8 protein-coding genes are annotated in these 14,964 nt (G+C 46.0%); 3 read left to right on the top strand and 5 right to left on the bottom strand.

Annotation, left to right across the window (positions count from 1 at the left end; translation table 11 throughout):
* Positions 1-100 precede the first annotated feature (100 nt).
* The 3 genes from JGK11_RS01870 to JGK11_RS01860 all read right to left on the bottom strand — a co-directional run bounded on the left by JGK11_RS01870 (position 101) and on the right by JGK11_RS01860 (position 6,351).
* Positions 101-3,343 (bottom strand): HEAT repeat domain-containing protein, encoded by a 3,243-nt coding sequence (locus tag JGK11_RS01870; RefSeq protein ID WP_293210370.1) that lies wholly within the window; start codon positions 3,341-3,343, stop codon positions 101-103.
* A 187-nt stretch (positions 3,344-3,530) separates the two neighbouring features.
* Positions 3,531-4,526, bottom strand: coding sequence for a pentapeptide repeat-containing protein (locus JGK11_RS01865; RefSeq protein ID WP_293210368.1), 996 nt, complete (start codon positions 4,524-4,526; stop codon positions 3,531-3,533).
* Between the two features lie 115 nt (positions 4,527-4,641).
* The gene (locus JGK11_RS01860) at positions 4,642-6,351 is read right to left on the bottom strand and encodes a hypothetical protein (protein ID WP_293174356.1); all 1,710 of its coding nucleotides are present in this window, start codon (positions 6,349-6,351) and stop codon (positions 4,642-4,644) included.
* 211 nt (positions 6,352-6,562) lie between these two features.
* Between JGK11_RS01860 and JGK11_RS01855 the strand changes: the two genes are divergently transcribed.
* Positions 6,563-8,062, top strand: coding sequence for an NAD(P)/FAD-dependent oxidoreductase (locus tag JGK11_RS01855; protein WP_293189280.1), 1,500 nt, complete (start codon positions 6,563-6,565; stop codon positions 8,060-8,062).
* Between the two features lie 245 nt (positions 8,063-8,307).
* Here the strand turns inward: JGK11_RS01855 and JGK11_RS01850 are convergent, their stop codons facing one another.
* A complete protein-coding gene (locus JGK11_RS01850; protein WP_293210366.1) occupies positions 8,308-9,321 on the bottom strand; it encodes a leucine-rich repeat domain-containing protein in 1,014 nt (337 codons plus the stop codon).
* 250 nt (positions 9,322-9,571) lie between these two features.
* On the opposite strand from JGK11_RS01850, the gene JGK11_RS01845 reads away from it, so the two are divergent.
* On the top strand, positions 9,572-10,030 hold the full coding sequence (locus JGK11_RS01845; RefSeq protein WP_293174365.1) for an ABA4-like family protein: 459 nt from the start codon (positions 9,572-9,574) through the stop codon (positions 10,028-10,030).
* A gap of 136 nt (positions 10,031-10,166) precedes the next feature.
* Here the strand turns inward: JGK11_RS01845 and JGK11_RS01840 are convergent, their stop codons facing one another.
* Entirely contained in the window at positions 10,167-13,085 is a 2,919-nt protein-coding gene (locus JGK11_RS01840) for a GAF domain-containing protein (protein WP_293210364.1), read from the bottom strand.
* 360 nt (positions 13,086-13,445) lie between these two features.
* Here JGK11_RS01840 and JGK11_RS01835 point away from each other — a divergent pair, with 360 nt between their 5' ends.
* Positions 13,446-14,609 carry a quinone-dependent dihydroorotate dehydrogenase gene (locus tag JGK11_RS01835; protein ID WP_293174371.1) on the top strand — a complete coding sequence of 388 codons (1,164 nt, stop codon included), beginning with the start codon at positions 13,446-13,448 and terminating at the stop codon, positions 14,607-14,609.
* Positions 14,610-14,964: the final 355 nt, after the last annotated feature.

Below are 14,964 nucleotides of genomic sequence, written 5' to 3'. Positions count from 1 at the left end.
GGGTGGGGTGAGAAACCGGGTTTTTACCGAATCTCTGCATAACAACGAAGTATCTTCGTAAAAAACCCGGTTTCTGAGCTCCCGTGCGTAATTCCTAGGGCTAATTCACGTCTTCGGATACGCCTTCAATGAAAGCAACAATTCCTTTACCCCAGGGGTTTGATTCGGCGAAGTGTTCACCAACTTTCACTGCTGCATTTTTGCCACCATTGTAAAGCCGTTTGAGGCTGATTAGGTTTTGCCACTCGATGGGTTTTTGCTCTTTGATTTCCTTAAATTCTGCATCAATAATATGACGTGCTTGTTGTTCGTCTTGCACGTAGGTATACTTTTTTTCTAATGCCTGAATGATTTGCACCACTGCATTCAGTGCAGCTTCAGGAGAGGATTCCTGGGCGGCTTCGACTTTTTGAATAATCTTGGGATTGCTGTTTTCAGCGGCATAGTTAACGCCGATGGTGGCATTTTGTTGGTTGAAGATAGGTGGTTCGTTTGACATAAGTTTCTCGACAGATTGTATGTTGTATATGCTAGCAGAAGCATTCGCCGGATGCTTGCCAATTTCCGGTGTTAGGGACAACTGACGAATCGAGTAGTTGTAGTATTTGCAGGCGGCTTGGATGGCGAGGATGAGGCGGTGAACTTCTTTGCCGGATTTGGGGAGAATTAAGGTGAGGAGGTGGGGGAGATGGGGGACGACTTTCTCTGCGTGCTGCTTAGCGATATTGGCGATCGCATCTGCCGCACTCGCTCGCACATCAGAGTCTGGATCTTCAAGAAGTTCAAATAATCCCGGAATCGTCGGATCAGAACCGATTTTTCCTAAGATATCTACCACACTCAAAGGCAGATAAGAGCTTGAATCTTCAGCGAGTTCAATTAATTTAAAAATTGCCGACTCATAACAGATATTTTCTAACGCATCTCCCGCCATCAAACGTACATCCGTATCTGAATCTTCAACGAGTTGAAGTAAGCCCGGAATGGACTCTTCGGAGCCGATTTTTTCTAACGCATATATTACATTTAATCGTACATCCGGGTCTGAATGTTTGACGAGTTTAAGTAAACCAGGAATCGCCTCTTCGGAACTGATTTCACCTAACGCATCTGCTGCTGTCCAACACACATCAGGTTCTGAATCTTCAAGGAGTTTAATTAAGTCAGGAATCGCCGCCTCGGCCTCATAACCGATTTTACCTAACGCATCTGCTGCCATCTCACGCACATTCGGATCTAAATCTTGAAGGAGTTTAATTAAGCCAGGAATTGTTTCCTCTGATCCAATTTCGCATAACGCATCTGCTACCATCCAACGCACATCTGGATCTGAATCTTGAACGAGTTGGACTAAGCCCAAAATTGCATCGTCAGAACCGATTTCGCCTAACGCATATGCCACGCTTGATCGTACATTAGTGTCTGAATGTTTAAGTAATTTAAGTAAGCCTATAGTAGCAGCCTCAGAACCAATTTCACCTAACACATCTGCTGCAATCCAAGCCACATCAGAATCTGAGTTTGTAACTAATTTAAGTAAACCAGAAATCGCCTCGTCAGAACCAATTTCACTTAGTGCATCTGCCGCACTCCTTTGCACATCAAAATCTGAATCTTTAATTAGTTTAAGTAATTCAGGAATTGCCGCTTTAGAACTAATTTTACCTAAAGCATCTGCCGCCTTACTACGAACATCAGAGTCAGAATCTTTAGCGAATTTAAGTAAGCCATAAATTGCCGCCTCAGTATCAATTTTTTCTAACGCACTTACTGCATTTTTACGCACATCATGATCTGAATCTTTAACAAGTTTAAGTAAGCCAGTAATCGCAATCTCAGAACCAATTTTACCTAACGCATATGCGACATGAGATCGCACTTTCCAGTCTGAATGTTCAAGGAGTTTCAGCAATCCCGGAATCGCCGCATCCGATCGCACTTCCCCCAAAAGCGCAACCTTCAACCACCCCGGCACATCCAACCCATCCACCAACCCAACCGCGCGCTTCTGAAACTCACGCTTCACCTCCCCCGCCAGCCGCGCCCCCAACATCACATCCACATCCAAAGCCAGCCGCACCACCCGCACCGCCCGATCCTCATCCGCCAACAACGACAGCATGAACGCCAGAGGCTCCGTCCATTTAAAATAATTTAAATAGAAATGCTGTAACCGCTCATCATCCGTCACATCATCATGCTTCTCAACCAACAGTTTCAGCAACGCCCGCCCCGCATAATACTCCTGAAATAATTGGTGATGAAACTCAATTTCCTCTGGCTTTGCCGCCACCTGCAACAGATGATGTTCCAGCAAATCCTCTAGCCATTCTTTCGCCTTGGTTGGCGCATCCAGCACCCCTCTATGATGCAACCAGCGCTCCAAAATTCCCTCAGCCCGATCGCGAGAAATCGCCACAAAACCCTCCGTAGGCTGCTGCAAATCGCCCTGCAACATCACAAAAGCCAACTGCTGCAAAAGCTCTGATTTGAAGCGCCGAGAATCCTCCGAAACTGGGATATTGCCCTTAAACTTTTCGTACTTGTAATGGAATTGATCAAACAATTCGCCCTTACTCTGAGGAATTTTCAGGGTAGGTTCAAATACTTCACACATCATCCACAGCAGCAACGGCGTTTCCGCAATTTCTCGCAGGCGATCGCGCAATTGTCGCAGCAGCGAATCCCCATGTTGTGGCAAATGTTTGTGCACAAACTCTTCCATCTGCGGTTTCGTCAGCGCGCACATCTCCAGTTGTTTCTCAATTCCCAAAGATCCGCCAAGCGCCAAATCCCGCGTCGTGAAAATCATCCGCGTATCGGAATTGTCGTCGCGAAATAGCTGGAATTCATCCCGCCGTTGTGGCGATGGCATCTCATTCACGCCATCCAGCAACAGCAGCAACTTGCCATCCAGCAGTAAATCATCCACGTCTTCCGGGCTAACCCTGAGTTTTGCTTGTCGAAATTCGGCACAGATTGCTTGTACGATCGAGCGATCGCTCCTCAACTGCACTAATATCGGAATCGGGCCACCATCCTTGAGTGCTTCCCGTGCCAATTCCCACCGAAAACGCTGCAAAACCGTCGATTTTCCCGAACCTGGCTTACCCGCTAGCAGCACATTTCCGTCGCGCAGGTATTTGCGGATTCCTGCGAGCACTTCCAGGCGAACTATTTTCGTTTTTGGTTGATTTTTTGGGGTTTGGGGCGATCGATCTTCCGGTGAAATTTCCACCCGCACCTCCACCTGTAAATCTGTCAGCGTGTAGAGATCCGGTTGGCTTTCATAGGACTTAATTAGGGATTGCAGATATTTAGGAAAATCAACTGGTGTTGCCATTTGATTGTAGATTTTAGAATATAGATTGATTATAGAATTTCCAGGTATGTAGTTGCGCTTCAGCGCTCTTTGCTTATATAAAGAAAGAGCGCTGAAGCGCAACTACGTACCTAATTCCTGTGCTCTTTCATATATAAAGAAATAAAGAGCGCCCAAGCGCAACTACGTACCTAACAACTACCAATTCCTAACCGTGCAATTCTCCATTAGGCATAATCGTGCCGCGGAATTGAGCGCCCGCTAAATTAGCCGTGCTCAAATCAGCCCTAATCAAACTTGTACGGTGCAAAATAGCATCCCGCACATCAGTTCGAGCCAGATAAGCATCAGTCAAATCAGCTTCACTCAAATTCGCTTGATTAAAATTAGCACGACTCAAATCAGCCCGCACCAAATTAGCACGACTCAAATCAGCCATCACCAAATTAGCATTACTCAACTTAGCATCAGGAAGAAACGCACCGCGCAAATTAGCACCAGCCAATTCAGCATCAATTAACACAGCTCTTTCCAACTTAGCATTTGTCATCACAGCCCAGGAAAAATTTGTTTCTACCAAAGTTGCTTCAGTTAAAAATGTGCCATCTAAAATAGCTTGGTTCAAATTTGCCTGAGTCAAATTTGCTTCCCGCAGAGATGCTTCAGTCAAATTCGCTTGACTGAGATTAGCTTTAGTCAAATCTGCACCCAGCAAATTGACACCCCGCAAATCTGCACCTTGCAAATTTGCACCGCGTAAATTTACACCCTCAAAAATCCGCTGTTCCTTCCGGAAATTCGCACCACGCAAGCAAGCACCGCGTAAATCTGCACCTTGCAAATTGACGCCTCGCATATCTGCATCAGTCAAATTTGCATCGATAAAAACTGCCAAAGAAATGTTGGCTTTGCGAAAATCTACACCTTGCAAACTAGCTCCGTGGAAGTCGGAATCAGACAAATTTGCTCCGCTTAAGTTTGCCTGATTTAAGTTAGCACCCGAAAACTTGGCATTAGTTAAATTGGCGCGCTGAAGGTTAATTCTGTTCAGGTATGACATCGTTAAGTTGGCACCCCAGAGATCAGCACTGCTTAAATTGACGCCAATTAAATCTGCACCGCTCAGATGAACGCCTCTCAGATTCATACCTTGAAAATCAAGTTCTCCTGATGTATATCGCCTTAAAATTTCGCTAGCATTCATGTTGTTTTGTTGTTAATTATTGAGAAACTCTACTTGCTATTTAGAGATTGATGGTAGTTATAGTCTCTTAAAGAAGGACGAAAGTTTGTGCAACCCCAAATTTGTATCTGGGAATTTAATTAGTTTTATTCACAAATTCTTGAGTCCAATCGACTGTTTTGTTGCCTAACTGACGCCCGTGAATTTTTACATGAGTCAGAGATGGTGATTTTAAAGTACCCAGTTTTTTGTAAATGTATGTAGCTGTATCCTGTTGGCTTGGGACTTCGGCAGACTCCAGAATGACGTGGAGCCAACCCTCTTTAAATCCCGCTGTGGCAGTAATTCCCCTGGGTTGTAGCAATTGATTGATCAAAATGGCGATCGCCTTTGGTTTGCCTTGTTTTGCCATTTCCACAAGCTGATACTGATTTGGTTTGTGGCTAGAGTTTTGTGGCTCTGTTGCTGAACTATTTTCGGCAATATTCTCCTGGATTTCAGCAGGAGAACCCCCGCTTTCTTTTGACTCAACTTCGCTCAGCATTTCCATTAATTTGTCAGTAAATCCCTGAACTTTTGCTACATAATTTCTGAGATTTTTATATTTCCAATACAAACGCTCCTCGGCACTTTCTGTAGAAAATTTTCCGTTCATAGCAGCTTCTAAGTCGCTGAATATTTGTTCTATTTGCGCCGTTGTGAAGTTAGCACTTTGGCTGACTAAGCCTTTCATTTCCTCTTCCAATCCCAACTTGCGTTTGATGGAATCGGTAATATTGATAGTAACAGGAGCGGCTGGTTCTACACTTTCGACAATGGTCGGCATTTCTGCAACTTCGTCTGTTTCTACCAATTCCTGTCTGACATCAGCAGTGGCATTATTGCTGCTGGTTTTTGAGTCTTTAAACTGTATATTTTCTACCGGAGCAGGCACTAAGTAACTCTTCTGGGGGTCATAATGATAGTGAGCCGGAGCAGCTTGAATGATCTGAGTAATATCCCCAGGTTCAAAATATTCGTTGCGCCTGTCAACCGGGACAATATCTTCATAAAAACTGTTGTTTAAATGCGTCTGATCGTAGTCTTCGGTAGACGAATCTTCGCTAACCGAATCTTCGGCTATATCGCGTTCTTCCTGTTGCAATTTTGCGTAACAAGGATTCATTGCTTTGATGATTACGCTAGCTGCTTGGTCGCATTCGTCGGTGTTGTCGAGTTTGCCCGCAGTTCCGTACAAATTAGATTCGAGTTCGGCCAGGCTGCCACAGACATTAAATAGTTGTCGCAGCAGCTTGTCAAGTTCTTGGGTTTTAAGCAGCAGCCAATCGCGCTCGCTAAAAGTGAAGTCGTGATAAAGAGTAGAAAAAATGAGGATTTTTGCTCTCAGCGGATTGGTTTGCTGTACAATTTTTTGTCGGACATCAAACAAATTTCCGGCGTCTCTTTCTAGCGACTCTCCTGCGGGCAGTTGCGAATTGAAGTGGTCATCAAATGCAGGTGCTTCGTGACCACCAAAATTAGATATATTTGTTTCTAATTTGGTAAAATCTTGGTACTCGTAAAGCCTGCTCAGTTGGCAGACGATTTTATCTGCGACTAAGGCGTACTCGGTTTTTTTGTTAACCTTGGCAACGATATTGTTTAAAACTGTTTCAATATCTTCTAACCTGCTGTATTTAGCACAGATTTCTTCGATCAACTTTCCTACATCTGCGCTGGCGAGTTTTGCCGGATCGTTTTCCCAACTTTCTTTACAAGCAAAAAATATGATTTTTTTAATGCGCGAAAGATTGAGATCTTGTTCAAATTCGCGAACAACTTCATCTAAAATAGATAAAGATTGCATAGTTTTCCTCTCCCAAAAAATACCCTATTAGTCGATTTTAGATTTTAGATTTTAGATTTTAGATTTTAGATTTACTCTCACATTGAATCAAAGGAACCCGAACAGGAGTGTAAAATCTTAGTATCTCCACGACTTAAGTCGGGGACTTGTACCCGTTTTTGGGCGAGTCAAGAGTCAGCGATAAATAATAAAATCATACCACATTTGATAAATGCAAGACTTTGATGCGATCGTAATTGGCAGCGGTATTGGCGGCTTAGTGGCGGGTGCGATGCTGGCTCGCTACGGCAAAGGGGTACTCGTCTGCGAGAGCCACACCATAGCGGGGGGGGCTGCTCACAGCTTTTCGCGCCGGGGATTTCATTTTGATTCGGGGCCTTCTTTTTATTGCGGTTTGAGTGACCCCCAGTCGCTGAATCCTTTGCGGCAAGTCTTGAATATTTTGGAGGAATCGATCGCAGCTATTGCCTACGATCCCCTGGGGCATTACCATTTTCCTGAGGGAAGTTTGCCAGTTTATGCTGATGCGAGAAATTACTTAGATGCTGTAGCTAAATTCGCACCGCAAGGCGCTATAGAATTGCAGCAATTTCAACAAAATTTATTAGTTTTGTATGAAGGTTTGCGGGGAATTCCGGCTTTAGCACTGAGATCCGACTGGCAGTTGATACCCGTGTTGCTGTCTCGCTACTCGCCTGCTTTGCTGAAGCTTTTGCCGTCATTAGGTGCGATCGCCAGTTCGGCTGGTACATTAATGGATAGGGACGTGCAAGATCCTTGGGTGAGGCGTTTGATCGATTTGGAGTGCTTCTTGCTATCGGGCTTGAAAGCGCATGGAACCGTCGCGCCAGAGATCGCTTTTATGATTGGCGAACGATCGCGATCGGCGATCGAGTATCCTGTAGGTGGCAGCGGTGCGATCGTCGATGCTTTAGTTCGAGGCTTGCAGCGCTGGGGTGGAAAATTGCGATTGGGAACACCAGTCGAGCAAATATTAGTTGAATCTGGTAAAACTACGGGAGTTCGCTTGCAAAATGGCGAAATTATCCGCGCCCCAATTGTGATTTCAAATGCTACAGTTTGGGATACTTATACAAAATTACTGCGCCCTGAAGATTTGCCGGAAAGTTACCGAAAAACTGCCTTATCGATGCCCGCCGTAGACAGTTTCATGCACCTGCATTTAGGCATTAAAGCCGAAGGAATCGAAGGCTTGACCGGCCACCACGTCGTCGTTCATGACAGCAAGGTTGACATTACAGTACCCGGAAATACCTGCATGATTTCGATTCCGACTGTGTGGGATGCAACTCTTGCACCGCCGGGACATCACGCGATTCACGCCTATACATTGGAACCTTACGCAGGCTGGGAGTATGGCGGCGGTTATCAGGAAAGGAAACAAGAGCGATCGCAATCTCTGTTCAAAGCTTTAGAAAAAATTATACCGGATTTGCGATCGCGAATAGTCCTGGAGTCGATCGGCACACCGCTAACCCACGCCCGATTTTTGCACCGCTATCAAGGAACCTACGGGCCTGCAATCGCCGCCGGCAAAGGCACCTTTCCGGGGCCGCAAACCCCAGTCAAAGGCTTGTATCGAGTGGGAGACAGCACCATGCCCGGAATCGGGGTTCCCGCCGTCGCAGCATCGGGTATTTTGTGCGCGAATACCCTAGTCAATTCCGACATCACAGCACAATTTTTGTAAACCCAGCCGCCACAGGTTCGTAGTAAGGACTTTAGTCCTCTTATAATTTTAAATAGGACTAAAGTTCTCACTACGAACACTTTATCCACCAGCGGCAAAAGCGCCCATAACTGCGATCGACAAAGCCAAACCGGGCAACAGCAGCATTCCTAACATCAAAGCATCATGTCCGCTCATAACTTTCTCCTGATACCGACGTTCGATAGCTTATCATACCCACCCAGATTTCGCCACCGCCTTAACAATTAAAACCGACAGATTGATTCAGGAGTCACCGGGCAAATCTTATTTACAATCGAATTTCCGCGCAAGTCAAGCGTCGTTAGCTTTTGCAAAGATTGCAGTGGACTGATATCGGAGATTTGATTGTTGTACAAGTCGAGTACAAACAAATTATTCAAAGCTTGCACCGCGCTGATATCAGCAATCGGATTATTGAACAAATAAAGTTGAGTCAAATTAGTTAATGATTTCAGCGGAGTAATGTCTGAAATTTGATTGTTGCCAAGGTTCAGCTCAACTAAATTAGTCAAACCTGCCAAAGGACTAACATCAGATATTTTATTTTCAAACAAAACCAGTTTATTTAATTTAGTCAAAGCTTTCAGCGGAGTTAAGTCCGATATTTGATTCTCGAATAGAAACAGCGTAGTGAGATTTTTCAAAGCAGCCAGCGGACTGATATCCGATATTTGATTTTTGTAAAGGTAGAGTGTCTGAAGTTCAGTTAAATTTGACAGAGGAGCGATATCTGATATTTGATTTTTGTACAGAATCAGCGCCTTTAAGTTGGTTAAAGTTTTCACGGGACTGATGTCAGAAATTTTGTTATCAAACAAGACAAGTTCGACAAGATTAGTTAGACGCGCCAGGGGACTGATGTCTGATATTTGATTGGTATCGAGAACGAGTTTAGTCAGATTTGTTAGAGATAAAAGCGGACTGATGTCTGATATTTGATTGACATCTATTATCAGAGTTTTCAGGTTGGTTAAAGATTTCAGGGGAGCGAGGTCAGATATTTGATTGCTACTAAGATTTAGATTAGTAAGTTGAGTGAAAGATGACAGGGGACTGATATCGGTAAGTTGAGCAAGTTTAAGATTTATTTCTGTTGTATTAGCAAGCACTTCGTTAGCTCGATCGCACTCGGTAGTATCTGATATTTGCAACAGTATTTCTACGGTATGTTTCGCGCCGGGAGAGAGATTATCTTTGTGCTTACACCAATCGGGAAAGTTATTATAATTTGTTGTCATAGGTTTTACCTGTTAGTTCTTAAGGTACGTAGTTGCGCTTGAGCGCTCTTTCTTTATTATATGAAAGAGCGCTCAAGCGCAACTACATACCTGTACCTGCACGTGTAAATCTTACATTTCCCGTAAATCTAGCAATTATGTCTAATTTGTGAATCGGATTTTTGCGGATTTTGAGAAATGTTAGCAAAAATTGTGTAAAGTAATCTTAACATCGTTTATTGCATTCATTTACAGGAGCCAACAGCCGACTATGACGCCAGAACTAATTTTCGATGTAGGTAATGTCTTCGTTTTGCCTTTCTGGGCAATTATGATTTTATTGCCCAACTGGGGAATCACCCGCAAAGTGATGAATTCCTTTATTCCGTTTGCCGTGCTCGCCGTCTTGTACATATATTTGTTTGGTAGCAGTCTGACTCCAGAAAATGCGGCTGCTTTGTCCAATCCTAAGTTAGCAGATATTGCTAAGTTTCTGGGGGAGGAAACGGCTGCTGCTACGGGATGGATTCATTTTTTAGTGATGGATTTGTTTGTGGGACGCTGGATTTATTTGGAAGGACAACGGACGGGTGTTTGGACTGTTCATTCTTTGGCTTTGTGTTTGTTTGCTGGGCCGATGGGATTGCTTTCTCATATTTTAACTGCTTGGATTACTGACAAGTTTTTCCCTAGTTCTGATGTGGTGGAAACTGCTAGTCCTTCGGTTTAAGCAGAGGGTTTTCAATAGTTTGGATGTTAATCATCCATTTCTTGATGCAGGTTTTAGTGGTGAGGATTTAAGTTGAGATTTATGGATGCGGACTGAAGTCCTCACTACGAACCTGGAAGAAGGACTGAAGTCCTGACTACGAACCTGCTAGAGGTAGGACTAAGCGGGCGACAATTAAGTTATTTTCTAAGATTTCTAAGGAAAAGTCTCCCCCCATTAAACGTACCGCTCGCTGACAAATTAAGAGATTTTGCCCGATCGACCTATTTGACGTAACGGCCAATATATCGCCGTGGAAACCGCCGTTGAAGCCGGCAAGTAACTGTCGATCGCACTCGCCACTATCAATCACAGATAATTCTAGCCATTCTTCCCCCAAAAGTTGAGAGCGAATCTCAATCTTATCGCCAGCTCCAGAACGCCTGCAAGCCATCGCCAGCAACTCGCACAGGATCAAATCCAGCTTGATGCTATCTCCGCGAACTCCCAAAGTCTTACCCGCAGGCAGCGACACAGCGGTCTCTCTGTTCACTTCCAGCAAGATTCCCGACTGTTTGACCAGGGGGGCCGTGCGATCGAGCGATCGCCTCAGCCAAGCGCTCACAGGAACCGCATCTTGTCCGAATTGCGGCCGCCACTGTTCCTGTTTCAGCACCAAATGAATTGACCCCAAAGCATTGCCAATTTGCCGCAAAACCTGTTGGTAGCGCAAGGTTTTCAGAGCATCTTTTTGTTCCTTCGCCGACTGCAAAATCGACTGGCTCAACTCTCCCAACTCCTTGAGGCCCGCTGCCACAGTGCGGTAAAAATCCTCGAAACGGCGCTGCTTGTACCAGTTGAGCATCTCCAGATCCAATCGCTGCGACTCCTGCGCCGATTGCACTGCCACATACCTGCGCCGCCAAGCCAACTGAGATGCCATCGAACTCAGCAAATTCACCGACAACTCCGACCACTGGCGGCCCGGAGCGTCCGCCACCACCACAATGCCCAAGGGAGCGTGTTCTGGGGCACTCCGCAGCGCCACTGTCATAATTTCGCCAATTCCTGGACTCCGCAGCCACCGCTTTGTCGCCAGCAGCACTTGGCTCATACTCTGTTGCAGCACGCCTCCTGCCGCCAGGGTTTGTTGGATCAAAGCGTCTGTTTGGACAGGAATCAGCGCCTCGGGATTCAGGGCAAATACGGGATTGGCAGCTACTGCGGCGGAGATTGAAGCTGCCTCGTAGCCTGGATTCCAAGTAATTACTGCCACTAAAGGACAGGCAATTGTCTGGGAAACGTGTTCGGCAAAATGACGATCGAGCTTTTGCAGCGGCAACTCTGGGAACATATTCGGCGAAGCAACAGATTTCTGTTGTGGAGATTGTGGCTCGCCCGAATGCTGCAACAGCGCCAAACCCGATTTGATCGATCGCTCAAATTCCTGATATTTGTCAATTTCCGAACTCTGCTGCCAGGAGTGCAGAATCAATCCTAACTGTTGGCTGACTACTCGAACTAATTCTCGCTCCGATCGCCTCCAAGTGCGAGTTGCGCTGTGCCCGACAACCAGCAAACCCTCGATCGATTTTCGATTTTCGATTTTCGATTTTCGACTGGGGTTTTCTCCCTCGGACTGTTTTGTGCGAGTGCTCGATGCCAAAAGCGATCGCACCCCCGCTTCCGCCAGCACTTCCCGCCAAGCGCCCAACCGCCCGTCTTCCTCCCAATTTTCGATCGCCAGAGGTTCCGCGCTTTCTTGCACCAGCCCCACATCAGCCACATCAAGGGCGTTGAGTGGCGACGGTACTTGTCTGCGGTTGCGGGGCAGATTTTGGGAGACAATTTCAAAGCGATTTTGTTCTTCCCTGTACAACAACAGCAAAAAGTATTCGCACTTGAGCCGAGAGCACAACTGCTCCGCCGTATTTTTCAAAGTCGCCTCCCAGTCAGCATCGCTGTAGATGGCGCGAGCGATGCCGGCAGTTAAATCTCGATCGAGCTGTGTTTGCTCAATCCTCTCCTCCATTTCCGACAGAGGAGCCGTCAGAGCCACTAATTGCGCCGCTCCCCGCAGGTACTGTTTTTCATTGTCTTGCCAAATCCGCGGCTCGCCAGCTTCCACTGCCAAAAATCCCAACAATTCCCCTTCCAAAACAATCGGCGCCGCCAACAGAGAGCGAGCGCGAATTTGCTGCATCAACCGCCCCGTCAGCTCAGTTTTCAGAGAACTGTGAGATTCACCGATCCAAACTATTTGTTGGGCCGCTAAAGCCTGATAAAATTCGCCCAAGTCTTGCACAGTAATGCCCGAAGCCGGTCGGATCTGGCCCAAACCAGGAGCAATTTGGCGGTTGCTAACTCGGCGCCAAAAATAGCGCCGCTCTCGCTCGAACCAATAAACATTAGTGCGCGTCGGCTCAATAAATTCATGGGCTTGTTCGACTACCGCTTGCAAATATTGGTCGAGCGATCGCAATTCCCGCAACTGCGAAATCAGTGCTAACAGAGACTCATCCGGGCGTTTGACCTGTTGTCGCTGCCAATCTTTTTCTATTTGATAAAGAGCAGTTGCCAGTGCTCCAAATACGATCGCCAACTGCGTTTTTTCTGCCGAATTTGGCGCAGAACCCCACACGTCTGTCCCCAGCAGAATCACACCGTAGCAGCGGTCTTTGTAGCGCAACGGAAACAGAGTCGTGCCTTGAATATTGTAAGTTTGAGCCGCTTTGCGCCATTCTCCGGCCCTGTTTTCCGATCGCAAATCCGGGACTCCCACGGGCCGGAGCTGAATCACCACTTGTTCCAGCAAATCCCCCGGAGTCAGGGAAAACCGCTGTTTGAGAAAAGACAAGTCGCCATTAGGAGTCATGCCGCCTTTCCCTAACAATCGGTGCGCCTGTCGATCGTACAACCCGATCCAAATCAACCGCCAGTCAAATTCCGCTTGCAAATAACCGAGTGCCGTCTCCAGCAGCACTTCCACATTCTCCTCTTCTCGGAGAGTCTGGAGCACGCGCTCCAGCCCCGCGATTTGTTCGTCTAAATCCTTCGCTCTTTGCTCCTGCCCCATGTCCCAGATTCCCCACACCTTTGTCCAATTTCAACTTACAAACTTAAAAATTTCAAAATTTAAAATGGAAAAGAATCAACCTATAATATAGTCGTCTAAATTATGCTTCAATCTAAAATGTCGATCCGGTCGATCGCAGTAAAAGTAAAAATCTCACCTTCCCAGGGGAGTAGCTCATTTTTATAAAAAGCATTTTATTGTATATATATAGTGCTGTCCCGGCTCGCTTGGTTATAACCGCAAGCGAGCGGGGACAGCACTATCAAGGCAAAACTGAGATACTCCCCCTTTCCAGTCTCCTGCTGACTATTTTTATTTCCCTTCTGATTTCTCATTTGTCAATAGCCCCAGGACAAGTCATTGGATATTTATCAATTAGGTGTGCGCCCGCTGTTGTTTTCAGTATTGAAAACCGATGCCGAGTGGCTGCACAACCGCACTCTTCAAGTTCTAGAAATAGCAGCCCGAACCCAGTCTAATCCTGCCACCAGTCAAATGCTCTCTCGATTGCAGAAATCTTTGGGAGTCCAAGATTCTCGCCTCGAACAATCGAAGTGGGGACTGAGCTTTAAAAATCCTGTCGGCTTAGCCGCAGGATTTGATAAAAATGGCGTAGCTGCGGACATTTGGGCAAATTTTGGCTTTGGCTTTGCCGAACTCGGTACAGTCACCTCCCAAGCGCAGCCGGGAAATCCCCAACCTCGGTTGTTTCGCTTGTCTGCTGACAGTGCAGCCCTCAACCGCATGGGATTTAACAATCAAGGAGCCGCGGCAATGGCAGCCCGGTTTCAGGAAGCACAGAAAAAGTTAAAATTAGACGGCTCGCGCCCCATGCCTGAGCCTCCTTTCCCCTTGGGCATCAATCTTGGTAAATCTAAGGTAACACCGTTAGAGCTGGCCGCAGCCGATTATTTGGAGAGTTTTAAGCTGCTCAAAGATTGGGGCGACTATTTTGTAGTCAACGTTTCCTCTCCCAATACGCCTGGATTGCGATCGCTCCAAGATGCTGCTGGGCTTAGCACAATTTTGGAAACTTTGCAACAAGAAAATCGGGGAATCAAGCCAATTTTAGTCAAGATTGCGCCGGATTTGGAACCAGAGGCGATCGCATCCATCCTCGACTTAGCAAAAACCTACCAACTAGCAGGAATTATCGCCACCAACACCACGATCCGCCGCGACGGATTGAAAACCCAAATCTTGCCAGAAACAGGCAAACCCATCGCCGAAGAAGCGGGCGGAATTAGCGGAATACCAGTGCAAGTGCGATCGACAGAAGTAATCAGATTTATCTGGCAATATACCAAAGGCGAATTACCAATAATTGGAGTAGGTGGCATTTTCACCGCCGAAGATGCTTGGGAAAAAATTGCCGCCGGTGCGAGTTTAATTCAAGTTTACACAGGTTGGGTTTACGAAGGGCCTTGGATGGTACGCCGAATTTTGGCAGGCTTGCTGCAAAAGTTAGAAGAAAAAGGATTTAATTCAATTTCAGAGGCCGTTGGTTCGGAAAATATTAAATAGTCGAACATTTTTCAAGGTACGTAGTTGCGCTTCAGCGCTCTTTCATAGATATAAAGAAAGAGCGCTGAAGCGCAACTACATACCTGGATCTGAGTACAGCACTTAAAAAAAATGCTTACATAATAATCTGACACCAAAATAGCAGCTTATCCAAGCACTTTTTCAAGAGTAATAAAATAAAAGTTATGAGCGCTGCGTTCAAGATTTTAGCCCTTAAAAATAGGACTAAATCACTCACTACAAACGGGGTTGTTTAGGCTCTTCTGGCTTTTTGGTGAAAAGTGTATAATGAGATACTACTAATTGATTTCTACCGTATGGATCTTCATCTTGACAGACTGCTTAATCTACCCGA

This window comes from Microcoleus sp. PH2017_34_RAT_O_A (genome assembly GCF_020737885.1).
Lineage (GTDB): Bacteria > Cyanobacteriota > Cyanobacteriia > Cyanobacteriales > Microcoleaceae > Microcoleus.
The sequence above is the reverse complement of the archived record's forward strand: the minus strand, read 5'-3'. Positions and strand labels throughout refer to the sequence as shown.

Coding starts and splice junctions, on each gene's coding strand:
- JGK11_RS01870 (WP_293210370.1), bottom strand. CDS start 3,343: ATGGCAACACCAGTTGATTTTCCTAAATATCTGCAATCCCTAATTAAG.
- JGK11_RS01865 (WP_293210368.1), bottom strand. CDS start 4,526: ATGAATGCTAGCGAAATTTTAAGGCGATATACATCAGGAGAACTTGAT.
- JGK11_RS01860 (WP_293174356.1), bottom strand. CDS start 6,351: ATGCAATCTTTATCTATTTTAGATGAAGTTGTTCGCGAATTTGAACAA.
- JGK11_RS01855 (WP_293189280.1), top strand. CDS start 6,563: ATGCAAGACTTTGATGCGATCGTAATTGGCAGCGGTATTGGCGGCTTA.
- JGK11_RS01850 (WP_293210366.1), bottom strand. CDS start 9,321: ATGACAACAAATTATAATAACTTTCCCGATTGGTGTAAGCACAAAGAT.
- JGK11_RS01845 (WP_293174365.1), top strand. CDS start 9,572: ATGACGCCAGAACTAATTTTCGATGTAGGTAATGTCTTCGTTTTGCCT.
- JGK11_RS01840 (WP_293210364.1), bottom strand. CDS start 13,085: ATGGGGCAGGAGCAAAGAGCGAAGGATTTAGACGAACAAATCGCGGGG.